Source organism: Paracoccus sp. PAMC 22219, assembly GCF_000787695.1.
Classification (GTDB): domain Bacteria; phylum Pseudomonadota; class Alphaproteobacteria; order Rhodobacterales; family Rhodobacteraceae; genus Paracoccus.
Window position 1 is genome coordinate 1 of sequence record NZ_BBPH01000148.1, and the last position, 21,252, is coordinate 21,252.

Sequence of the window (21,252 nt, forward strand, 5' to 3'; positions counted from 1 at the left end):
GCCGCGCATGGATCAGCGCCAGATCGCGCGACGGCGCGCTGATGCGGCGTTCCAGAAGGCGCGCGCCGGGGGCGGTCACGGTGCGGTCGATCGCCGCCAGCAGCGACCCCTCGCGCCCGCCCGACAGGGCCTGCGTCAGTTCTAGATTGCGCCGAGTGGCGGCGTCGATCTGCATCGCGCCGCCCGCGCGTTCGCGCAACGGCGGGCGCAGCAGGGGCAACTTGCCCTTTTGCGTCATGTCCAGATAGTCGACGATCGCGCCCATCGCGGCCAGTTCCGCGCGGCCGAACATGCCGAAACCGTCCAGCGTCTCGACCCCGTAAAGCGCGCACAGCCGCCGCGCGCCCGCGCCGCTGTCGAAGGCGCTGGCGTGCAGTTCGGTCAGCACCGCGCCGGCATCGCCGACCAGCTCCTCCAGTCCCGCGTCGCAGGCCAGAACCTCGCGCGGGGCCAGTCGCGCCAGTTCGGGCGCCAGCCGCGGCAGGGCGCAATCCATCACCCAGAACGCCCCGGTCGAGATGTCGACCCAAGCCAGCGCCCCTTCGTCGCGCACCGCCACGAAGGCCGCCAGATAGTTGTGGCGCCGTGCCTCCAGCAGCGATTCCTCTGTCAGGGTGCCGGGGGTGACCAGCCGGACCACATCGCGGGCCACGACCGATTTCGAGCCGCGCTTCTTGGCCTCGGCGGGGTCCTCCATCTGCTCGGCGATGGCCACGCGGAACCCCTTGCGGATCAGCGTCAGCAGATAGCCCTCGGCCGCGTGGACCGGCACGCCGCACATCGGGATGGGCTCTCCCAGATGGGTGCCGCGTTTGGTCAGCGCGATATCCAGCGCGGCGGCGGCGGCGACCGCATCGTCAAAGAACATCTCGTAGAAATCGCCCATGCGATAGAACAGCAGCGCGCCGGGATTGGCGTCCCGGATCGCAAGATACTGCGCCATCATCGGCGTGGGCTGATCGGACATGTCCTTGGTCATGGGCGGTTTCTATCCGCTTGCGCGGGCGCGCGAAACCTCTACATTCGGGATGACCTCGGGGTGCCCTGTCGGGCTGAGACGCGCATGCGGACCCGTTGAACCTGATCCGGGTCAAACCGGCGGAGGGAAGGTATGCACGCCCTTCTTTTCGACATTCCGACAAGAGAGGCTGCCGATGAAATTCGTCCTGATCCCTGCCCTGCTCCTGGCCACCCCCGCCTTGGCGCAGGATCGCGTCCTGACCGTCTATGCCGGCGACAGCGTCACCAGCGAATGGGGCCCCGGCCCCGCCATCGAACAGGGGTTCGAGGCGATCTGCGATTGCGACCTGCAATTCGTGACCGGCGACGTGCTGCCCCGCGTGATGATGGAGGGTGAGGGCACCCAGGCCGACATCGTCTTTGGCTTGAACACCGACATGACCGCGCGTGCCCGTGCATCGGGTCTGTTCGCGCCGCATGGGCAGGACACGTCGGACCTGTCGCTGCCCATCGCGTGGGAGGATGACATCTTCCTGCCCTACAACTGGGGCGAGACGGCCTTTGTCTATGATAGCACGCGGCTGGAGAACCCGCCCGCCAGTTTTGCCGAGCTGCTGGAGGCCGAGGATATCAGCATCGTCATCCAGGACCCGCGCAGTTCGGTGTCGGGTCTGGCGATGCTCTTGTGGGTTAAGTCGGTCTATGGCGATCAGGCGGGCGAGGCCTGGGCCAAGCTGGCGCCCAAGGTGCTGACCGTCACCCGCGGCTGGTCCGAAGCCTATGGCCTGTTCACGGACGGAGAGGCGGACATGGTCCTGTCCTATACCACGTCCCCCGCCTATCACATCGCGGCCGAGGAGGACGACACCAAGGTCGCCGCGATCTTCCCCGAGGGGCATTACTTCATGGCCGAACTGGTGGCCCAGGTTGCGGGCACCGATCAGCCCGAACTGGCGCAGCAGTTCATGGACTGGGTGCTGACCCCCGATTTCCAGGCGACGATCCCGCTGGCCAACTGGTCGCTGCCCGCGAAACTGCCCGAGGCGGACTGGCCGCAGGTCATGCGCGACCTGCCCCGTCCCGCCAAGACCCTGTTCCTGTCCGAGGACGAGGCCGAGGCCCTGCGCGCCCCCGCCCTGGACGAATGGCAACGGGCCTTCCGCTGAGCATCGGCCACGCCATCGCGGGCGCCCTTGCCGCGCTGATCCTGGGGACGCTGGCCGCGGTGGCCTGGGTCGCGGGCGGGCTGTCGGGCCTGACCGAATGGGACCTGCGCGCCGTCTGGTTCACGCTGTGGCAGGCGGCGCTGTCCGCGACCCTGTCGGCGGCGCTGGCCGTCCCGGTCGCGCGCGCGCTGGCGCGGCGGCGGTTCCGGGGGCGCGGGCTGCTGATCACGCTGCTGGGCGCGCCCTTCATCCTGCCGGTGATCGCGGCCGTTCTGGGCCTCATCGCGATCTTTGGCCGCAACGGCGCGCTGAACGGCGCGCTGGAGGCCGTGGGCCTGCCCACGATCGGCATCTATGGCTGGCAGGGGGTGATCCTGGCGCATGTGTTCTTCAACCTGCCGCTGTCGGTGCGGCTGATCCTGCAGGGCTGGCAAGGGGTCCCGGCGGAACGGTTCCGGCTGGCCGCCAGCCTTGATTTCGCGCCCCGCGACATCGCCCGCCATCTGGAGCGCCCGATGCTGCGCGGTGTGCTGCCGGGCGTCTGGCTGGCGGTGTTCCTGGTGTGCCTGACATCGTTCACGGTGGCGCTGGCCTTGGGCGGGGGTCCGCGGGCGACCACGGTCGAGTTGGCGATCTATCAGGCGTTCCGCTTCGATTTCGATCTGGGGCGGCCGCGGCCTTGGGGATGGTGCAGATCGCGATCTGCATCGGGGCGGCGCTGCTGGCCCGGCAGGTGGCCATTCCCGCAGGCTTTGGCGCCGGGCTGGACGCTGCGGGCGGGCCGCCCGCGCCGCGGGGCTGGCGGCGGGTGGCCGATGTGGTGGTGATCGCGGCGGCGGCGGCGTTCCTGCTGGCGCCGCTGATCTCGGTCGCAGCGACCGGGCTGCCGCGCCTGACCGCCCTGCCGCCCGAGGTTTGGGACGCCGCCCTGCGATCCATCGCCATGGCTGTGATCTCGGCGCTGATGGCGGCGGGGGCCAGCCTGGCGCTGGCCCTGACCATCGCCCGCGGCGGGGCGCGGTGGGTCGAGGGGGCAGGCATGCTGCCGCTGATCGCATCGCCCCTGGTGCTGGGTACGGGTCTGTTCATCCTGCTGCGCGGGGCAGTCACGCCCCAGCAGATGGCCCTGCCGGTCACGGCGCTGATCAATGCGGCCATGGCCCTGCCCTTTGGCCTGCGCGCGCTGATCCCGGCGGCGCGGGCGCTGGAACAGGATTACGGCCAGCTTGCGGCATCGCTGGACCTGCGGGGCTGGGCGCGGCTGCGCCTGTTGGTGCTGCCCCGGCTGGCGCGCCCCCTGGGATTCGGCGCCGGGCTGGCGGCGGCACTGGCGATGGGGGATCTGGGCGTCATCACGCTGTTCGCGGGGGACCGCCCGACCTTGCCGCTGATGCTATATCAGCTGATGAACGGCTATCGCATGGCCGATGCCGCGGCCTGCGCGCTGCTGCTGATGGCGCTCAGCCTGGGGATGTTCTGGCTGTTCGAGAGGGGAGGCCGACGTGACGCTTGAATTCCGCGACATTCTGCTGCGTCAGGACGATTTCGCACTGACCGCGGACCTGACGGTGCTGCCCGGTCGCCACGCAGTGATCGGCGCGTCGGGGTCGGGCAAGTCCACCCTGCTCGCGCTGGTGGCGGGGTTTCTGGCGCCAACGCGCGGACGGCTGATCTGGGACGACCGCGACATTACCGACCTGACGCCGGGTCAGCGGCCGGTGTCGATCCTGTTTCAAAACCACAATTTGTTTCCGCATCTGACAGTGAAACAAAATGTGGGGATGGGCCTGCGTCCCGACCTGCGTCTGGACCGGGCGCAGCAGGCACAGGTGGCGCAAGTTCTGGACCAGGTCGGCCTGTCAGGGACAGAAGACCGCCGCCCCGCCGCACTGTCCGGCGGCCAGCAGAGTCGGGTTGCGCTGGCCCGCGTGCTGCTGCGCGCGCGGCCGTTGCTGTTGCTGGACGAACCCTTTGCGGCACTGGGCCCCGCGCTGAAGTCAGAGATGCTGGCCCTGCTGGCGCAGGTGGCATCCGACACGACCGTGTTGATGGTCACCCACGACCCGGCCGACGCCCGCGCCTTTGCCCCCGACACCCTGCTGGTCGAGGATGGCGCCGTTCATGCCCCCTGCCCCACCGGGCCGTTGCTGGACAATCCGCCGCCGGGCCTGCGCGCCTATCTGGGCTAGACGATCCAGAGCCGGATGATCCAGGCGACGGTTCCGATCACCACCACGCTGGCCAGCCAGATCGCCACGAACCACGCCAGCCGACGGATGCCCTGCGGCATCAGTGGTAGCCCTCGTTCGGGTCCATCTTGCCGCGGAACACCCAGTAGGAATAGGCGGTATAGGCCAGGATCACCGGGATCAGCACCGCCGCCCCCACCAGCATGAAGATCTGGCTGTTGCGGGGGGCGGCGGCCTCCCAGATGGTGACCTCGACCGGGACGATATAGGGGAACATCGAGAAGCCCAGCCCCGCAAAGCCCAGGATGAACATCCCCAGGGCGCACAGGAACGGCCAATAGTCGTGATGGCGCACCACCAGCGTGGTGAACATGCCGAAGGCCAGGGCCAGCACCGCCGCGCCCACGCCCGCCGCCAGCACGATGTTCCAGCCCCCGAACCAGCGGCTGTAATAGCCGTCCTGCAGGAAGGGCGTCCACAGGCTGACCACGCCCATGAAGATCACCGTGCCCACGCCCAGCACCCAGGCCCGCTTGCGCATGCGCTCCTGCAGCGGGCCGGACGTCTTCATCACCAGCCAGGTCGCCCCCAGCAGCGCGTATCCGACCATGACGGCGACGCCGACCATCAGCGTGAAGGGCGTCAGCCAGTCCCACCAGCCGCCCGAATATTCGCGCGCGACCTTGTCGACGTCGATGCCCTGCAGCAGCCCGCCCAGGGTGATGCCCTGCGCCAGCGCGGCCACGGCCGATCCGCCGATGAAGGCCACGTCCCAGACCGGGCGCCAGCGCTTGGTGCGCCAGCGGAACTCGAACGCGACGCCGCGAAAGATCAGCGCCAGCAGCATCGCCATGATGGGCGCGTACAGCGCCGGAAGGATCAGCGCATAGGCCAACGGAAAGGCTGCGAACAGGCCCCCGCCGCCCAGCACCAGCCAGGTCTCGTTCCCGTCCCAGACCGGCGCGACGGAGTTCATCATGATGTCGCGGTCCTCGCCCTCGGGCTCGACCGCGAACAGCATGCCCAGGCCCAGATCGAACCCGTCCAGCACGACATAGACCAGCACCGCGAAGGCGATGATAAAGGCCCAGATGACGGTCAGATCAAACGATACGCCTTCTGCGATGGGCATGCTCACTCTCCGGCTTGGGGGTGCTGCTGGGCGGGCGTGGTGCCCGCCGTGCGCGTGGGGCTGTTGGTCACATCCTTCAGACGCGGCTCGTTACTGCTGGGGGCGCGGCCCATCAACCGCAGGATATAGTATGTACCCGCGCCAAAGACCGCAAAATACACGATGATGAAGGCGATCAGCGATGCCCCCACCGCCGCCGCATCCAGGGGCGCGGCACTGTCGGCGGTGCGCAGATAGCCATAGACGGTAAAGGGCTGGCGCCCGACCTCTGTGGTGACCCACCCGGCCAGCACGGCGATCAGGCCCGATGGCGCCATCGCCAGTGCCGCGCGGTGCAGCATGGGGCTGTCGAACAGCATCCCCCGCCAGCGCGCCCACAGCGACCAGACCCCGATGCCCAGCATCGCAAAGCCAAGTGCGACCATGATCCGGAACGACCAGAAAACGATGGCCACCGGCGGCTGATCCTCGCGCGGGATGGTGTCCAGACCCGCCAGCGGCGCGTTCAGGTCATGCTTCAGGATCAGGGACGACAGCTTGGGGATACCGATGGCATAGTCCAGCCGCTGTTCGTCCTGGTTCGGGATGCCGAACAGGTACAGCGGCGCGCCGGCCTCGTGGCTTTCGAAATGCCCCTCCATCGCCATGACCTTGGCGGGCTGGTGTTCCAGCGTGTTGATGCCGTGGAAATCGCCCAGCACGATCTGAACCGGGGCAAAGATCGCGGCCATCCACATCGCCATGCTGAACATGGTGCGCGTGGCCGGGCTGACCTTGTCGCGGCGGTGACGGTGGCGCAGCAGGTGCAGGGCGGCGACGCCCCCCACGATGAACGCGGTCGTCAGATAGGCCGCCGTCACCGTGTGCATCAGCCGGTACGGAAAGGACGGGTTGAAGATCACCTGCCAGAAGTCGGTGGGCAGGAACTGTCCGGTGACGGCGTCGATCTCGAATCCGGCGGGGGTGTGCATCCAGCTGTTCACCGACAGGATCCAGAAGGCCGACATCGCCGTGCCGCCCGCCACCGCCGCGCAGGCGATCATGTGCAGCGTGGGGCCCACGCGGTCACGACCGAACAGCATGATCCCCAGGAACCCGGCCTCGAGGAAGAACGCCGACAGCACTTCATAGGCCATGGGCGCGCCGATGACCGGCCCCGCCTTGTCGGAGAACGCCGACCAGTTCGTGCCGAACTGATAGGACATCACGATGCCCGACACGACGCCCATGGCAAAGGCCAGGGCAAAGATCTTGACCCAGTACCGGAACAGATCCAGGTACTTGTGGTCCTTTGTCCACAGCCACAGCCCGTTCAGGACGGCCAGAAAGCTGGCCAGTCCGATCGTGAAGGCGGGAAACAGGAAGTGGAAGCTGACCGTGAAGGCGAACTGAATTCGGGCCAGCAGGATTGCATCCGCATTGTCGAACATCGGGGGCCTTTCACGGCAGAGACAGGCCCCGCGGGCATGTCGTTTCCGATCCGTCCCATCGCCCGCACCACGGTCGGCAAGCCGGACACATATTCGTCATATCGCATACTGCTCCCACCTAGGACGACTGCGCAAGAGCGTGGATGTCGCGCCCGCCACCCTGTGACCGATCTGCGCCATCCGCGTGACAGGTCGGCTGCGCGCTGTCTGCGGGACGCCCGGGGGCAAAGGCGTGTCCGGTGGCGTCGTCTGTCCGACGGTTCAGCCCGGTCAGGCGCGCGACAGCAGCACACCGCCATCCGTCCTGACGAACCGTGACCGGACAGGTGCGCGGTTGGTGAGACCGTGCCGTGCCGATCTTGGCGAAGTTCTGCCGACCATCGCCAAGTGTCACAAGTTTATTGCACCAACGGGACAATTTGACTAATCAGTCAGCCTCAAATGCCCATATCCCCACGGCAGGCTGGACTTTCCCGCGCCGTCTTGCCACGTGAACATCCATGCACGCTGTTGTCTCTCCCTCTGTCTCGGTGATCATCACCGCCCACGACGCGGTCGCGACCATCGCGGACGCGGTCAGGACAGCCCTTGCCGAAGCCGAGACGGCCGAGGTCATCGTCGTGGACGACGCCTCGGGCGACGACACGGCGGCAGCAGCCGAGACGGCCGGACGGGGCGACGCACGCCTGACGGTCATCCGCTGCGCCGTGAACATCGGTCCCGCCGCCGCGCGAAACCGGGCGCTGGAGATGGCCACGGGCGATTTCGTGGCCGTCCTGGATGCCGACGATTTCATCCTGCCCGGCCGCTTCACCCGGCTGCTGGCGATCCCCGATGCCGACATGATGGCCGACAACATCCTGTTCGTCGCCGAACGCGCGGGCCCGGGCGATCTGCCTCCGGCGCCGCCGGTCAGCCCCCGGATGATCGACATCGACCTGGCGGGCTTTGTGCGTGCCAACCATTCGCCGCGCGGCACCAGCCGCCAGGAGCTGGGCTTTCTGAAGCCCGTGATGCGCCGCGCGTTCCTGCAGGACCAGGGCCTGCGCTATGACGAGACGATGCGCCTGGGAGAGGATTACGACCTCTATGTCCGGATGCTGCAGCAAGGCGCACGGTTCCGCGTCTCGACCGAGGTCGGCTATGCCGCGCGCTGGCGGGCCGATTCGCTGAGTTCGCGCCACCAGACGGCCGATCTGCAGGCGCTGCACACGGCCGCGCTGGCGCATCTGGCCGTGGACGGGATGGACGACACCGCCCGCGCCGCCTTGGCGGCCCTTGCCGGCGAATTGCGCCAGCGCTTTCTTTTGCGCGATTTTCTGGACCGGCGTGCGGAGGCTGGCCGGGCCGGGGCACTGCTTTCGGCCTGCCGCTATCCGATGACGCTTGCGCCCATCGTCCGCGGCATCCTGGCCGACAAGCTGTCGGCGCGCAGGCCTCCGCCCGCATCCCGGATCGGCCGCCTGCTGATCGAGTGAGGCGGCGCGCCTGCGCTCGGCACAACGGCGGCTGAGCCGTCGACACGTCCATCAGATCAGGATCGCGACACGATTAGCGCGCGGCGCCGTCTCCCATCGTGCCGCCTGTCGCGTCGAACAGCCACGCCGCCCAGGACGGTGCACCGGACGGCAGGCCGCCGCCCTGTGCGGCCATGGCCGCGATCCGGGCGGCGAAAGGCGCGGGGGGCTGGTCCCAAGCCTTGCCCGGCAGTGGCATCCGCGGCAGCGGGTCGGGCAGGGCGACACCGTCCAGCGGCGGTTCCGCCTTGCGGCTGCGACGGTCGCGCAGGCTTTCCAGCAAGCGCGACAGCATGGCCGGATCGACCAGCCGGGGCAGGACGCCCCGCAGGCGGCGCGCCTTGATGTCGGCCACCAGATGTTCATAGCGCAGGGCGCGGCGCAGTTGCCGGTCCACTGATGCGGCGGCGGCCTGCGCCTCGGGGTCGGGCATCGGGGGCAGCGCGCGATGGGCGTGCAGCATCGCTTCGACCGTGGCGACGGACAGCCGGTGCGAGATCGACCCCGCATGCCGCCGATAGGCGTAAAGCGGGTCGGGCAGTAGCAGAAATCGTGCGCCCACGATCAGCAGGCGCAGCACCAGATCGTGATCCTCGCCGATCCTCAGCCCCGCGTCATAGCGCAGCCCCGCCAGGGTGGCGCGCCGAATCACCGGCTTGAGATAGCCGTAAGGGGGCAGGGACGCGCCGGGGTCGTTGCTGCGCAGATAGGGCGCGGCACCCAGTATCATCGGCGCGGACAGGTCCAGGGGCTGCAACAACGTCCGGCCCTGCGGCACCGCGCCGAAATAGACCAGATCATCCGCGACCAGATCCGCGCCCGCCGCGTCGGCAGCGGCGATCAGGCGGACCAGCCGATCGGGATGGATCAGGTCGTCGCTGTCCACGATCGCGATCCAGTCCCCCTGCGCGGCATCCAGCGCCCGGTTGCGCGTGGCCGCAGGGCCTGCGTTCTGGGGCGCGGCGATGACCCGCACCCGGTCGTCGGTCGCGGCGATCCGGCGGGCGATCGTCAGGCTGTCATCGTCCGAGGCATCGTCGGACAAGATCAGCTCCAGCCGCCGCTCGGTCTGGGCCAGGACCGACGCCATCGCGCTGGCCAGATGGGCCGCGCCGCGGTAATTGGCCATCACCACCGAGACCACGGGCGGCGTCAGGGATGTGGTCATGCGTTCCGATCCGTCCGATTGCCCGACATGTGAACGCCTTTCCCTTGACCCATATGGCTGCTGCTTCCATAAGCCGGGCGGGGCTGCACGGCAACCAGGCGGCCAGAGGGCTTTGCACATGCGCCATACATCCGCCTTTGTCATCGCCCTTTTGCTGGCGGGGCATCCTTTGTCCGCCCAGCAGGCGGACCCCCATCCAGATTCGGCAGGCTTCTTCGAGGACTTCTCGGACGGTCTGGACAAGGACCGCTGGTACGTGTCGGACGGCTGGACCAACGGCGACTGGCAGGACTGCGAATGGTCGGGCCGGGCGGTGCAGGTGCGCGGCGGCATGCTGACGCTGTTCCACATCCCGGCACCCGGCGACAGCGACCGCCCCCCCCTGTGCGGAGAGGTCCAGAGCAACGCCTTCCTGCATCACGGCACCTTCGAGGCCCGCATCCGCACGCCGCGCCAATCGGGGCTGAACGCCTCGGTCTTCACCTATGCCGGGCCGATCCACGACGCCCCCCATGACGAGATCGACATCGAGATCCTGACCCGCGACCCCGGCGTGATGACGATGAACACCTATGTCTCGGGCGAGCCGCACAACGGCGGTACCGTGCCCTCGGACACGGCCTTCGACGATGATTTCCGCACGGTCGGTTTCCGGTGGGCGCCCGACGGGATCACCTGGTTCCTGAACGGGGAGGAGGTCCATCGGACCGCTCCCGACAGCGCCCTGCCCACCCATGCGCAAAAGCTGTACATGTCCTTCTGGAGCACCGCGACCCTGACAGAGTGGATGGGCCACCAGGAACCGCAGGACGGCCCCCTGGGATACGAGATCGACTGGGTGGCCTTCACCCCGCTGGACGCGTCCTGCCTGTTCGAAGGCTCGATCACCTGCGAGGAACCGTGATGGCCCAGACCATGCCCGCCGGCCCCGCGATGGCGGCCAGACGTCCGGCACGCCTGTCGCGGCGCCAGACGCTGAGCTATTCCCCCAACGCCATCGCCGCCTTCATGGCGATCTTTGGCCTGACCTTCATCACGCCCTTGGGGTCCAAGGGCGCGCTGCTGTTCCTGATCGGCGGCATGGCCCTGATGGCGATCCGGCCCGGCGAGGTCCTGGCCGCCCTGCGCCGCGAATGGCTGATCATGCTGGTGGCGCTGTGGTGCGTGATGTCCTTTGCCTGGTCGGACTATACCTCGCTGACGCTGCGCTATGGGATCCAGCTGTTCCTGACCGCGATGATCGCCGTGGCCATCGGCTATCGGCTGGCGCCGATGACCTTCGTCAAGATCGTCTTCGTCACCAGTGCATTGGGAGGCGTGGCCAGCCTTCTGCTGGGTCGGGCGCGGTCCGACGGAATGGGATATCTGGGCATCCATGCCAGCAAGAACGCGCTGGCGGATGCCAGCTCTGTGCTGATCATCGCCTCCCTTGCGGTGCTGGTCGACCGCCGTCTGTCCGCACGCTGGCGCGTGCCCGCACTGGGGGCCATGCTGCTGGGGGCGATGCTGTTGGTGATGGGACAGTCCAGTGGGGCGCTGGTCAGCACCTTGGCTGTCATCCTGGTCTTTGGCGTCATCATGCTGCTGCAGCGGCTGACGCCGCACATGCGCTTGGTCGCGATCGTCCTGACGGTCGTCTTGGGCGCGGCGGTCGTTGTGGTGCTGTCCTCGATCTCGGACCAGCTGGCGCGGGTGTTCCTGGACCTGACCGGCAAGGACATCACGCTGACCGGCCGGACCGACCTGTGGGCGGTGGCGCTGCGGCAGATTGCCGACCAACCGCTGCTGGGGGTGGGGTTCCAGGCCTTCTGGGTCCACGGTCAGCCGCTGGCCGAACAGCTGTGGGCCGATTTCGGCATCACGGGTCGCGGAGGCTTCAACTTTCACAACACCTTGATCTCGAACGCCGTCGAGATCGGAGTGCTGGGGACCGCCGTCCAGACGCTGGTCTTTGTCGGCGCCGCGTGGGCCTGCCTGGGCTGGGCGATCCGCCGCCCGTCGGCGGCATCGGTGTTCTTTGCCCTGTTCATGGTGCGGCTGTTCTTGCTGATGTGGATCGAGGTCGTGTATTTCTATCAGTTCAGCGCCGGGACCGTGATCATCATCGCGGCCATCTGCTATGCCCACCGCTTCAGGGACGATATCCGCAAGCCGACCCCGCGCAAGGCGCGGCGTCCCATCCGCATCGTTTTCCGCTAGGTCCGGGTGCCGTCAATCACAGGACCGCTTTCCACACCCATCTGCCGGTCCCGTCCGGGGGCCTTTGATCCTGCGTGGCTGGCCCCATCCCCGGAACGCATGCGCGGGGATCGGGCGGCTGTTTCCCGCCGGCAGGGACCCGTGGACAGGCGCAAGGGGAAGACAATCCCGCCCCACCACCATACCGTATGTCGGTATTTTCCTGCCTGGTGGCTGATTGTTCTGCGGTCGAACGACAGCGGCGGGCGGACAGTCGATGTAATTTCTTGTCATGACAGGCACGTTTCATGGTTCAAAATCGCCGCGTCGATCTTTTCTATCACGGATACGAGGAAAAGGCGTTGGACCGGCCCTTCGGCAGGCTGCAGTCCAGACTGCATCTGACGGCGCGGACCGCCTATCGCGGCCTCCGGGGCAAGCAGCTTTACACCGGGTTCTACATGGCGTTCCGCAACCTCAGGCTGGGCCTGGAAAAGCTGGGCGTGGACGTGCATGTGAACGATTTCGCCCATGCGCGCAAAAACCCCACGCAGCCCATCGGGATCGCAGGATTTCCAGAGGTCTATGACAAGGTCAGACTGCCCAACCCGGCGGTCTTTGGACCGGGCTACGTGCCGCGCCCGGACGAACTGGACGCGATGACGACGGGCCAGAACATCCGGATCTTCACCCAGCCGTCGGAATGGTACTGCCAGATCTGGCGCCAGACCTTGGGCCAGCGCGTACAGCCGATGTTCGTGCCGATCATCCTGGGCGACTGGCCCGACCTGTCGCAGGCACCCAAGTCCCATGACGTGGTGATCTATGACAAGCTGCGGTGGCACCGGGACGAGATGGTCCCGCGCATCCTGCAGCGGGTGCAGGCCCACCTGCAAAGGCGCGGCCTGAGTTCGGTCGTGCTGCGCTATGGCGACCACCAGCTGAGCGATTTCCGGTCAGCCCTGAAGGGCGGGCGCGCCATGATCTTTCTGTGCGAACACGAGACACAGGGCCTGGCGTATCAGGAGGCCATGGCCTCCGGCATCCCGGTGTTTGCCTGGAACGAAGGGGTGCTGGTCGATCCCATTGAACGGCGTCTTGCTCCGGAAGGACTGTTCGCGCCGTCGGTACCCTATTTCGACGACCGCTGCGGGACCACCTTCACGGAGGAGGACATCGAGCCGTCGTTCGATGACTTCTGGAAATCCCTGCCCACATTCGATCCCCGGTCCTATGTCGCGGAGGAACTGAGCGTCGAGCGGAGTGCCCGGACCTATCTTGAATTGCTGGACAAGGCCGGACGAGCCTAGCGTCCGGACCGCAGCAGCACGCGCCTGACGTTCGGCGCGGCGCGCCCCATCACGCTTTGATCCCTTGTCAAACTGACGCAGCCGCGCGTGACACCCTCCATCCGGGGCGCCGTGGATAGCACTTGCGCTGGCGGAGACGTTCTTCCTCAAAGGGTCGGTTTGCCTCTCCAGAAGATCAAAATCGTCTTCTCCTGACGCCTCTGAATAAGTCTGCTCATATGGCCAAAGGTGGCGAAAGGTCAGGTTTCTCGACCAGACGCGTTCCTGTAGGAAAAGATATCATGACAGTTCCATGACATTCGCCCAACAGCAGACAGGTCTCATGCCAGCCCATGGTCTCAATGCAGGATTTGTTTCAAGCCCCTTTTTCAGGAAGGCTTTTGTTGTTCTTGCGATGCTCTTTTGTCTGATTTACCTTTTCACGAGCTGGTCAAGTAGCCCCGCAGTCTTTGCCGCAGATAACAGCTTCTTTGTTTTCTTCGATGCCATCACACGCAAGTCATGGGCATTCGACACCCTGATTGTCGATATATTCATGACAAACACGATCAAGCTTTTCCCGATCCTGTTGGTGGCCGTATGGCTGTTGTTCGAGCACAGGAATGGCGGAAAGCGCATTTCCTTTTTTGGCTGCATTCTGGCCGGGTCGTTCATATCGATGATCATTTCTCGGGTGATGCAGAACTTTTCCGCGCATCGCCCACGTCCCCTTCATAATCCAAGCATCGATTATCAATTGCCGTTTGGAATACAGGATTCCGTTCTTAAAGGTTGGAGCTCGTTCCCAAGCGATACAAGCGCCTTGGCATTCTCGATCGTGGCGGGAATATTCATGGCGTCCACGCGTCTTGGCCTTGCCGCCTTGGCATGGGCCGTCATGGTCGTGTCCTTTCCCCGCGCCTATGCAGGACTTCATTATCCAAGCGATTTGCTGGGTGGGGCATTGATCGGCTTCATATGTACGATATGCGCCGTCCCGGTCGTACAGTACCTGGCAATCAGCAAACCGGTGACGGCAATTCCTGTAAAATGGCATCCCTTGCTGTGGGCTTTGACATTTTTCTACCTCTTCCAGATGGGCACAATGTTCAATGACATCAGGGCCTATGGATCATATGTAAAAACGGTTTTCGGCTTCTGATGAGACATTGCATAACTTTGAACTGTCTCAAGAATATTGAAACTCGGCGAAAATACCCCATCTGACAAACAGAAATCCGACACTTCTTTCCCGCTGATCAGCGTGATCCAGCGCCAATTTGCTTTCGATGAACGAATGGATGTCTTGCTTATGTATCCCTCTGAGGTTTCCGAAAATGCCCGTCTCACGCCGGCCTTGGGCAGATCATCGGACCGACGGACGGTTGCGGTCATCATTCCGTTCTATCAACAGGCCTCGGGGATCCTGCGCAGGGCGATGGTCAGCGTTCTGAAGCAGAAGCTGCCTCGGAACCTGCGGGTTCATGTCTTCATCATCGATGACAGTTCACCGCTGCCGCCCGCACAGGATCTGAGGGACCTCCGGCAGCGCAGTGACGTGTCCTGGTCCGTTCATCATCAGGCCAACGGCGGTCCGGGTGCGGCACGCAACCTTGGATTGGACATGGCGGAGGAAACCGGCGCGGATTTCGTGGCCTTTCTGGATTCCGACGACGAATGGCTGCCGCGGCATCTGGCAGAGGCTGTCTGGGCGCTGGATCAGGGCTATGGCTATTACTTCTGCGACAATGAGCGAAGCGAGGCGCATGACAGCTATGCGGATACTGTGCCCAGCCTGGCCTGCAAGGGGGCCAAGCTGCGCGGAAAGGCGCAAGTGCTTGATCCGGTCGGACCGGTATTCGGGTTCGATGAAGGATCGCTGAGCGCGGAAATGATCGAGGCCTGTCTGAGCCACACATCCTGCGTCGTGCTGAGGGGGGACGTGGCATCGGGCCACAGATTCGACAAGGAGCTTCGCGTTGCAGGCGAGGATCATATGTACTGGATCGCTCTTGCCTTGGGCCAATGCCGGATCGCGATTTCCTGGCGTCCGAACGTCTGCTGCGGACGGGGGGTCAGCATCTTTTACTCATCGTTCGACTGGAACGATCTGTCGACCCTCAACAGGCTGGGCCATCTTCTGCTGATGTTCGAAAAGCTGCGACTGATCCCGGAGGCAGTCGCTGCCGGCGGTCATCACATCAAGACGCTGAGGCGGAACAGGCGGCTTGGATATTCCTTTCTTTTCATAAGAAACCTTGCCAAGGGCCGCCGTCCGAACACCGATATCCTTTTCAAGATCGCGCGCTATGATCCGATGATCTTCCTGCGCATTCCGTTTTTCTCCGTGCAAGCGGCCTTGGACCGCCGTCCGGAATCCCGGAAGTGGTGAGGTAGGGGTTGTCAGGTCCGACTGGCGACGAACCTGTTCAACGCGTCCAGGCTGCGGTCAGTCAGCGATGAAATGACCGTGTCGGAGGACAGGTGCGGCTCAGCGGTCTGCGCGATCTGCCTGAGCTTGCGCGCGGCGTTTCTTGTCAGCAGTGCCTGCGCAGGCTTCAGGACAGGACTTTTCAGCACTGTCGTCGACCGCTTTCCCTGTCCCTCCATCCCCGTAAGGTTGACGTAACCTTCCAGCAGGGACGATGACATGGTCGGGACCGGCCTGAGGGTCAGGTTCACCGAGCGCGCCCAATCCTCCCATTTGTAACGGTGGCTGCGATGCGTGGGCGTCACAGGGATAAAGGGGGTCCGCATGGCATCGGCGACGATCGCGCCGTGCATCGCCTCGGTCACCAGCACGCTGGCGGCGCGGATCATGGAAATCAGCTCCAACGGATCGCGGCGCGGGTCCAGATAGGTGATGCCGGCCATGTCGCAGACCTGCTCCCAGTTGCCCCGCGCCACACTTTCGAAATGCGGCATGAAGGCCGGCCCGCTGCTGGCGGGCTGGGGCGGCAGATCGATCGCCCGCAGCAGGACGGCCGCATCCGTGATGGCAAGCGACGGATCGAGGCCCATCTTCTGCGCGGTCAACGGGCCCCGGACCCACGCCACCTGCCATGTACCGTCCGACATGTCGGGCGGCGGCGTATAGCCCCCGTATCCGGACCCCATGACATGCTTGGTGGACCGGGGCGAATAGGAATCCCACAGGATCGAACCGACGCCGACGAACAGGTCGCTGTCGTCATCGTCCAGAAAGCCCTGTGGCAGCAGCCTGTCCCACATGAAGACATTCAACTCGTCGCCGAAATTGGGCTCGGGTCCCCGATAGAAAGTCAGCTTCATGCAGTGAATGTCCTGTCGTGGGGTACGCGTTTCGGCGGGAATAGACGGTCGCGGACCAATGCGCAAACCGACACAAGGCGGATTGGGCGCTGCATCACCATGGATTGTCCGGCAAGGTGAAGTCCTGCCGCAGATCGCGGCTGACACGCCGATAGCGCAGCATGTTGCGGACAAACCTGCGCGGATGGACCAGCAGATCGCGGCGCGGCGTCATCACCGCGGCCAGTTGCCCGCTGCCGCTGGTCGATTGCGGGTTTCCGATGCGATAGACCGCCCCCGCGAAGGGCAGATCCTGCAGCGGATGGCCCTGCGCGGCCAGATCCTCGTGGATGAAGATGTGGCTGCCCAACCGGCGCTTGATGGCCGCGATGTCCGGGTCCCCCTTTGCCGTGGAAAACACGCCCAGCAGGTCACGCCGGATGATATGGGACGTGCCGCACATCAGATGGAAGTTGGGCTGCTCAAAACACCAGCCGCCGCCGCTCCAGACATAGCCCCTGCTGATGTTCCAGCCCGGAGCGTCGCGGTGGGCATTCACGAACGCGGCCAGCCCGCGATGCACGAAATCGTCGAAATCGACGACCATGACATGGGACTTGTCGGCGATACCGTGCAATCCGGCATGGATGCGCAGCCCCTTGTCATGTCGAACCGCGTCGTAATACGCATCCAGCCGGGTTTCCCGGTCGGGCATGTCCGGCAGCGGCAGGTCCACCCTGACAATGCGGCAGTTCCGGGGCATATCCGGCAAAGGCGCGCCGGTATTGGCGACCACGACGCATTCCCAGTCGGACGACGTCTGCGCCGCAACGGAGGCCAGCGTCTGACGCAGATAGCCCTGCAGGACGCTCCAATCCGCGACCGAGCCGGGGTGGCGGACCGGGATGACGAAGACAAGGGAGGCGGTCATGACGACAACGCTTTCATCGGGTGCATGATCCTCAACGCCTCTTGCTCAGGGTCTGGCGCAGGGCCCGGAGGCGCGGCGCGGCCACCATCAGCAGCGTCGCGCCATAGGCCACGACCCCGGCTGCGATCTGCGCGGCCAGCGTCAGCGCCGTGCCCTGTTCCATCCGGGCGCCAAGCCCCAGGACCACCGCCGCCATCACCAGGCAGCCCAGAAGCGGCGACACGAACTGCACCGTGTATCGCAGCAGGGACAGATCGATCATGCGACCCACGGCAATCGCCACGAACGGCCAGACCAGCCAGGTCTTGAGCGCGATGCCGACCACCACCGCAGTGATGCCGAATGGATAAAGCGCGAGGACGACCAGCGCGGTCAGCCCCTGCTGCACGATCTGGTACCACATCCACCAATCCGCCCGCCCCTTTGCCCGGATCAGCGACGCCTGAAGGATGCCGATGCAGCTGAGAAGGCCGATCGCGCAGAACGCCTGCAATGCGGGCGTCGCCTCCTGCCACTGGGCGCCGAACACCACCGGGACGACCTGATCGGCGACCAGGGCAAAGCCGATGAAGATCGGGAAGGACAGTACCGACGAGAGGAACGTGGTAGCCAGATAGGTTTCCCTCAGCTTTTCGGGTTCCCCTTGCATTGATGACAGCAGAGGATAGGACACGGCGGCCAAGGCCCCGGTCAGCACATCGTTCAGCATCTGAAAGATGCGGCGTGCGAACGAGAACAAGCCAAGCGCCGTGGGGCCCAGCAGGGCCCCGATCAGCAGTTGATCGACATTGATCGTGGTAATCAGGCGACTGCCCGAGGCAAAGCCACCAAAGCGTGACAGATCGCGCAGGGCTTGGCGATCGATCCCCCAGGTGGGGCGCCAGCTGACCGACAGCCAGCTGACCGCACAGACCACAAGCGCCCCGATCAGTTGCGACATGACCAGCGCCCACAGGCCGTAACCCATCCACAGCACCACCAGACAGGCCACCATCGAAACGACCGATGAGATCAGCGTGCGCAGTGCCAGTTGCCGGAACTGCATCTTGCGGTTCAGCAGCGCCGACGGAACGACGACCGCCAGGTCCAGGATCAGGCGCAGCCCGATCACCGGCATCAGCACCGCCAGCATCGGATCGCCCAGCATCACCGCCAGCGGGCCCGCCGACAGGACCGCCAAGGCGTAAAGCCCGACGCCCCACACCAGGCACAGCCAGAAGGTGGCGTTCAGATGCGGGGTCCCCAGATCGGTCCTCTGGACCAGCGCATCCCCGAACCCCGCCGGGGAAAACGCCCCGATCGCGCCTATGATGGCCACCGCAAAGGCGACAAAGCCGAACTCTTCGGGGCTGATGACACGCGAGACGACCAGAAACACGATCAGGCCCGAAACCGCCGGTAACAGGGCGTTGACGCCCGACCAGAGAACGCCGGTATAGGCCCGGCGCGCGCGCCCAGACCGGTGATGGGACAGATCGTCCAAATGGGGTTCTTTCATTCTGGATGCTTCCGCATGTCTGGGCAGGAGAGGGGCGGCACATCACCGTAAGGATGTCCGCCTGTCCAACCACGAAGATGCTGCGCATGCAATATTTCCGGAAGGGACAGCGATTCCCAATGTGCACGCAAAGCCAGCTTGCGGCCAGCCGCCCGTTCCATCGCCGAAGGCCAGGCAGCTGTCGTCAGGACCAGACAGGGAAACATCGTGCAGAAGATCATCATTCGGTCCCGGACAGATCAGACCCCGGTGGTCAGTTCGGACTCTGCCTTGCGGATCGACGGATGGACGCGGCCAAGATAGTCGACGGCCTTCTGCCTGAGCTTCTTTCGCAGGTCGATGGGCGCCTGCATCCCGGGTGTCCTGATCCCTGCGGGATTCATCTCATAGATCCGCTTGTCCATCGGAACACGCAGGACGTTGCCGTTCAGGAACTCCGCCTGCATGGCGGGCGGGGTGCTTCTCCATGCGGCGCGTCTCAGCGCCCGCGCCGATGCCTGCATGTCCATCTCGCGGCGTATCCGGCCTTTGTCGAAGCCGAGGTTTCTGTTCGTCGCGCTTTCATCCTGAGCCCAGACAGCAAGCTTCTCCAGGCACACATAGACAGGATCGACCAAGCGGAACGCCCTCAGATCCTCGTCGATCCCGGGTACGGTTCCGATTCGAAACGCAAGATCCCGTCGAATGTTCTTCGACCAGAAAATCGATCCGTTGGGCATTGCCGTCCATCCGAAAAGGGCCAGACGAATTTCCGTCGGGCTGTATGTCTTCTGATCGTAGATGCCGTCGAATATTCCGAATGTGCTGTATCTGTCCTCGCCGCTTGCGCCCAGATCCTCGATCACCTGATTCATCATACAAACAGGAACACCGATCTGCTCGATGATATCGATGCCCCGCGCCATATAATCGGGACGGACCTGATTATCGTCCTCCAGCATGAAGAAGTAATCGGCACCATGAGAATTTTCGCGCTGAAAACATGCGTCGAGATTTTCGATCATGAATTTCTGAGGCTTGTTATTCATATAAATGATGCGCGGGTCATTGACCTCTTCAACAATACGTCTTGCGCTGCCATCCGGGCAATCGTCCCGAATTTCGCAAATCCAATCCTGATGGGTTTGCGCCTGAAGACAATTCAGCGCACGTTTCAAAAGAACGGGTCGCCGATAGGTGGGTGTTCTGACCAGAACCAGAGTCACGATATAAACCTTTCAGAAAGAACCAGACCGACCGGGCGTATTGATGGATCGCCTTCAAGCCACTCATCGGCCTAGATGAAACTGCCGCGCGCTAGTCTGTATGGCACTCGATAGGCGACACGACGACGACCGTCTCAAAGCCATTCTCCGGAAAAACGAAAAAGCGGCCATCAAGTGCCGGAGTCACATTATTAAAATATTCATCGCAGAAGGACGCTGGATCAATGCGCACCGCGGGACATGACCACGGCAGGAATGGTCATGAAAATGATGCGCAGGTCCATCCACGGGTTCCAGTTCATGACATAGAAACGGTCAAGCTGAACGCGCTCCAGATAGGTCGTGTTGCTGCGGCCGCTGATCTGCCAGAGGCCGGACAGCCCGGGCCGCGCCGACAAGTAATGCCGGGCGGAACTGGCGTAGTAATCCAACTCTGCCCGCACGACCGGACGTGGGCCGACCAGGCTCATCTCTCCGGTCAGCACGTTCAAAAGCTGCGGCAACTCGTCCAGGCTCAGCTTGCGCAGAACCGCGCCCAACCGGGTGACGCGAGGATCGTCGACCAGCTTGCGCTGTTCGTTCCAAAGCGCCGCCTTGGCGGGGTGCTTGCGCAGATACTGTTCCAGGACAGAATCGCCGTTCACGACCATGGTGCGGAATTTCCAGCACCGGAACTCGCGCCCGCCAAAGCCGATGCGGCGGTGTCCGTAGAGCAGCGGCCCCGAATCCGTCAGTTTCAGCACGATGACCAGCGCCAGGATCAACGGCGCCAGCAGCACCAAGCCAAGGACTGCCAGCGTGATGTCCAGCCCACGCTTGGCCAGACCTCCGACGGGAGCAGCAGCCTGCAGGCGGGACCGCGCATGCAGCTTCGCAAGCGAATTGTTGGCAGCAATCGAGGGGCGACAGTCCGATACAAAATCTCGCTGCGCACGCAGTATTCGCATTTCAACAACCAACCTTATGATAACAAGACATTTTTTACCGAACACAGCTCAGCGATGCAGATAGCGATTTGCGACCGTCTCGGAAGTAACTCTACAGCACTTTGTTAAAGTTTTAGCAATCGATAAGGGGCAGTTAACACAGAGTGCAAAAAATTTTGGCGCAGGTCTCAGGGGCATAAATAGCGAAGATGAAAAGATTTTTTGATCAATAAGCGTGAGCACTGTCTTTTTGGTCAGGTTGTACCCAATTGCCTAAAGAAAATGCCACAGGCAGCAATCACGTCAACGAAACTTTATTGTGCAGACGGTAGGTGTTCCATCCCGGATGATCACATAGACCCTCGCCGGACCGCGTTCTTCGTGGCAAGATCG

At 64.3% G+C, this 21,252-nt stretch carries 17 protein-coding genes, 2 pseudogenes and 1 riboswitch; of the genes and pseudogenes, 9 read left to right on the forward strand and 10 right to left on the reverse strand.

Annotated features, from left to right (window positions below):
• Positions 1-967, reverse strand: a pseudogene (locus TY51_RS15650) (DNA mismatch repair protein MutS); the annotation flags it as partial.
• Positions 968-1,025: 58 nt separating this feature from the next.
• Positions 1,026-1,124: riboswitch (TPP riboswitch) on the forward strand.
• A 30-nt stretch (positions 1,125-1,154) separates the two neighbouring features.
• On the opposite strand from TY51_RS15650, the gene TY51_RS15655 reads away from it, so the two are divergent.
• From TY51_RS15655 to TY51_RS15665, 3 genes and pseudogenes are all read left to right on the forward strand, one after another.
• Positions 1,155-2,126, forward strand: a complete 972-nt coding sequence (locus tag TY51_RS15655) for a thiamine ABC transporter substrate binding subunit (RefSeq protein ID WP_042251133.1) — start codon at positions 1,155-1,157, stop codon at positions 2,124-2,126.
• Positions 2,105-3,639, forward strand: a pseudogene (locus TY51_RS15660) (thiamine/thiamine pyrophosphate ABC transporter permease ThiP). The gene TY51_RS15655 and the pseudogene TY51_RS15660 overlap by 22 nt, the downstream one beginning before the upstream one ends.
• Positions 3,629-4,315 carry an ATP-binding cassette domain-containing protein gene (locus TY51_RS15665; protein ID WP_042251136.1) on the forward strand — a complete coding sequence of 229 codons (687 nt, stop codon included), beginning with the start codon at positions 3,629-3,631 and terminating at the stop codon, positions 4,313-4,315. The pseudogene TY51_RS15660 and the gene TY51_RS15665 overlap by 11 nt, the downstream one beginning before the upstream one ends.
• Here the strand turns inward: TY51_RS15665 and TY51_RS22135 are convergent.
• The 3 genes from TY51_RS22135 to TY51_RS15675 are packed head-to-tail and all read right to left on the reverse strand — an operon-like array spanning position 4,312 to position 6,877.
• Positions 4,312-4,416 (reverse strand): DUF2474 family protein, encoded by a 105-nt coding sequence (locus TY51_RS22135; protein WP_156118069.1) that lies wholly within the window; start codon positions 4,414-4,416, stop codon positions 4,312-4,314. The genes TY51_RS15665 and TY51_RS22135 overlap by 4 nt on opposite strands.
• Positions 4,416-5,447, reverse strand: a complete 1,032-nt coding sequence (gene cydB / locus TY51_RS15670) for a cytochrome d ubiquinol oxidase subunit II (RefSeq protein WP_042251139.1) — start codon at positions 5,445-5,447, stop codon at positions 4,416-4,418. The genes TY51_RS22135 and cydB overlap by 1 nt, the downstream gene beginning before the upstream one ends.
• A 2-nt stretch (positions 5,448-5,449) precedes the next feature.
• Positions 5,450-6,877: a cytochrome ubiquinol oxidase subunit I gene (locus tag TY51_RS15675; RefSeq protein WP_042251141.1), complete on the reverse strand. Its 1,428-nt coding sequence runs from the start codon at positions 6,875-6,877 to the stop codon at positions 5,450-5,452.
• A gap of 500 nt (positions 6,878-7,377) precedes the next feature.
• Between TY51_RS15675 and TY51_RS15680 the strand changes: the two genes are divergently transcribed.
• Positions 7,378-8,355: a glycosyltransferase family 2 protein gene (locus TY51_RS15680; RefSeq protein WP_042251144.1), complete on the forward strand. Its 978-nt coding sequence runs from the start codon at positions 7,378-7,380 to the stop codon at positions 8,353-8,355.
• A 73-nt stretch (positions 8,356-8,428) separates the two neighbouring features.
• On the opposite strand, the gene TY51_RS15685 is transcribed toward TY51_RS15680, so the two are convergent.
• Positions 8,429-9,562, reverse strand: a complete 1,134-nt coding sequence (locus tag TY51_RS15685; protein WP_052650330.1) for a glycosyltransferase family 2 protein — start codon at positions 9,560-9,562, stop codon at positions 8,429-8,431.
• A 118-nt stretch (positions 9,563-9,680) separates the two neighbouring features.
• On the opposite strand from TY51_RS15685, the gene TY51_RS15690 reads away from it, so the two are divergent.
• From TY51_RS15690 to TY51_RS15710, 5 genes are all read left to right on the forward strand, one after another.
• A complete protein-coding gene (locus tag TY51_RS15690; RefSeq protein WP_042251146.1) occupies positions 9,681-10,466 on the forward strand; it encodes a family 16 glycosylhydrolase in 786 nt (261 codons plus the stop codon).
• Entirely contained in the window at positions 10,466-11,761 is a 1,296-nt protein-coding gene (locus TY51_RS15695; RefSeq protein WP_052650332.1) for an O-antigen ligase, read from the forward strand. Before TY51_RS15690 ends, TY51_RS15695 begins: the two co-directional genes overlap by 1 nt.
• 287 nt (positions 11,762-12,048) lie before the next feature.
• A complete protein-coding gene (locus tag TY51_RS15700) occupies positions 12,049-13,050 on the forward strand; it encodes a glycosyltransferase (protein ID WP_042251150.1) in 1,002 nt (333 codons plus the stop codon).
• A gap of 292 nt (positions 13,051-13,342) precedes the next feature.
• Positions 13,343-14,191, forward strand: a complete 849-nt coding sequence (locus tag TY51_RS20440; protein ID WP_081995136.1) for a phosphatase PAP2 family protein — start codon at positions 13,343-13,345, stop codon at positions 14,189-14,191.
• A 36-nt stretch (positions 14,192-14,227) separates the two neighbouring features.
• On the forward strand, positions 14,228-15,421 hold the full coding sequence (locus tag TY51_RS15710; protein WP_156118070.1) for a glycosyltransferase family A protein: 1,194 nt from the start codon (positions 14,228-14,230) through the stop codon (positions 15,419-15,421).
• A gap of 11 nt (positions 15,422-15,432) precedes the next feature.
• Here TY51_RS15710 and TY51_RS15715 read toward each other — a convergent pair whose 3' ends face one another.
• The 5 genes from TY51_RS15715 to TY51_RS15735 all read right to left on the reverse strand — a co-directional run bounded on the left by TY51_RS15715 (position 15,433) and on the right by TY51_RS15735 (position 20,880).
• A complete protein-coding gene (locus TY51_RS15715; RefSeq protein WP_042251155.1) occupies positions 15,433-16,320 on the reverse strand; it encodes a polysaccharide pyruvyl transferase family protein in 888 nt (295 codons plus the stop codon).
• A 94-nt stretch (positions 16,321-16,414) separates the two neighbouring features.
• Positions 16,415-17,230, reverse strand: coding sequence for a hypothetical protein (locus TY51_RS15720; protein WP_042251157.1), 816 nt, complete (start codon positions 17,228-17,230; stop codon positions 16,415-16,417).
• 31 nt (positions 17,231-17,261) lie between these two features.
• The gene (locus tag TY51_RS15725; RefSeq protein ID WP_042251160.1) at positions 17,262-18,728 is read right to left on the reverse strand and encodes a lipopolysaccharide biosynthesis protein; all 1,467 of its coding nucleotides are present in this window, start codon (positions 18,726-18,728) and stop codon (positions 17,262-17,264) included.
• 239 nt (positions 18,729-18,967) lie between these two features.
• On the reverse strand, positions 18,968-19,933 hold the full coding sequence (locus tag TY51_RS15730) for a glycosyltransferase (protein ID WP_197054797.1): 966 nt from the start codon (positions 19,931-19,933) through the stop codon (positions 18,968-18,970).
• A gap of 221 nt (positions 19,934-20,154) precedes the next feature.
• The gene (locus tag TY51_RS15735) at positions 20,155-20,880 is read right to left on the reverse strand and encodes a sugar transferase (RefSeq protein WP_081995141.1); all 726 of its coding nucleotides are present in this window, start codon (positions 20,878-20,880) and stop codon (positions 20,155-20,157) included.
• Positions 20,881-21,252 lie beyond the last annotated feature (372 nt).

Coding starts and splice junctions, on each gene's coding strand:
- TY51_RS15655 (WP_042251133.1), top strand. CDS start 1,155: ATGAAATTCGTCCTGATCCCTGCCCTGCTCCTGGCCACCCCCGCCTTG.
- TY51_RS22135 (WP_156118069.1), bottom strand. CDS start 4,416: ATGCCGCAGGGCATCCGTCGGCTGGCGTGGTTCGTGGCGATCTGGCTG.
- cydB (WP_042251139.1), bottom strand. CDS start 5,447: ATGCCCATCGCAGAAGGCGTATCGTTTGATCTGACCGTCATCTGGGCC.
- TY51_RS15675 (WP_042251141.1), bottom strand. CDS start 6,877: ATGTTCGACAATGCGGATGCAATCCTGCTGGCCCGAATTCAGTTCGCC.
- TY51_RS15680 (WP_042251144.1), top strand. CDS start 7,378: ATGCACGCTGTTGTCTCTCCCTCTGTCTCGGTGATCATCACCGCCCAC.
- TY51_RS15685 (WP_052650330.1), bottom strand. CDS start 9,562: ATGACCACATCCCTGACGCCGCCCGTGGTCTCGGTGGTGATGGCCAAT.
- TY51_RS15690 (WP_042251146.1), top strand. CDS start 9,681: ATGCGCCATACATCCGCCTTTGTCATCGCCCTTTTGCTGGCGGGGCAT.
- TY51_RS15695 (WP_052650332.1), top strand. CDS start 10,466: ATGGCCCAGACCATGCCCGCCGGCCCCGCGATGGCGGCCAGACGTCCG.
- TY51_RS15700 (WP_042251150.1), top strand. CDS start 12,049: ATGGTTCAAAATCGCCGCGTCGATCTTTTCTATCACGGATACGAGGAA.
- TY51_RS20440 (WP_081995136.1), top strand. CDS start 13,343: ATGACATTCGCCCAACAGCAGACAGGTCTCATGCCAGCCCATGGTCTC.
- TY51_RS15715 (WP_042251155.1), bottom strand. CDS start 16,320: ATGAAGCTGACTTTCTATCGGGGACCCGAGCCCAATTTCGGCGACGAG.
- TY51_RS15720 (WP_042251157.1), bottom strand. CDS start 17,230: ATGACCGCCTCCCTTGTCTTCGTCATCCCGGTCCGCCACCCCGGCTCG.
- TY51_RS15725 (WP_042251160.1), bottom strand. CDS start 18,728: ATGAAAGAACCCCATTTGGACGATCTGTCCCATCACCGGTCTGGGCGC.
- TY51_RS15735 (WP_081995141.1), bottom strand. CDS start 20,880: ATGCGAATACTGCGTGCGCAGCGAGATTTTGTATCGGACTGTCGCCCC.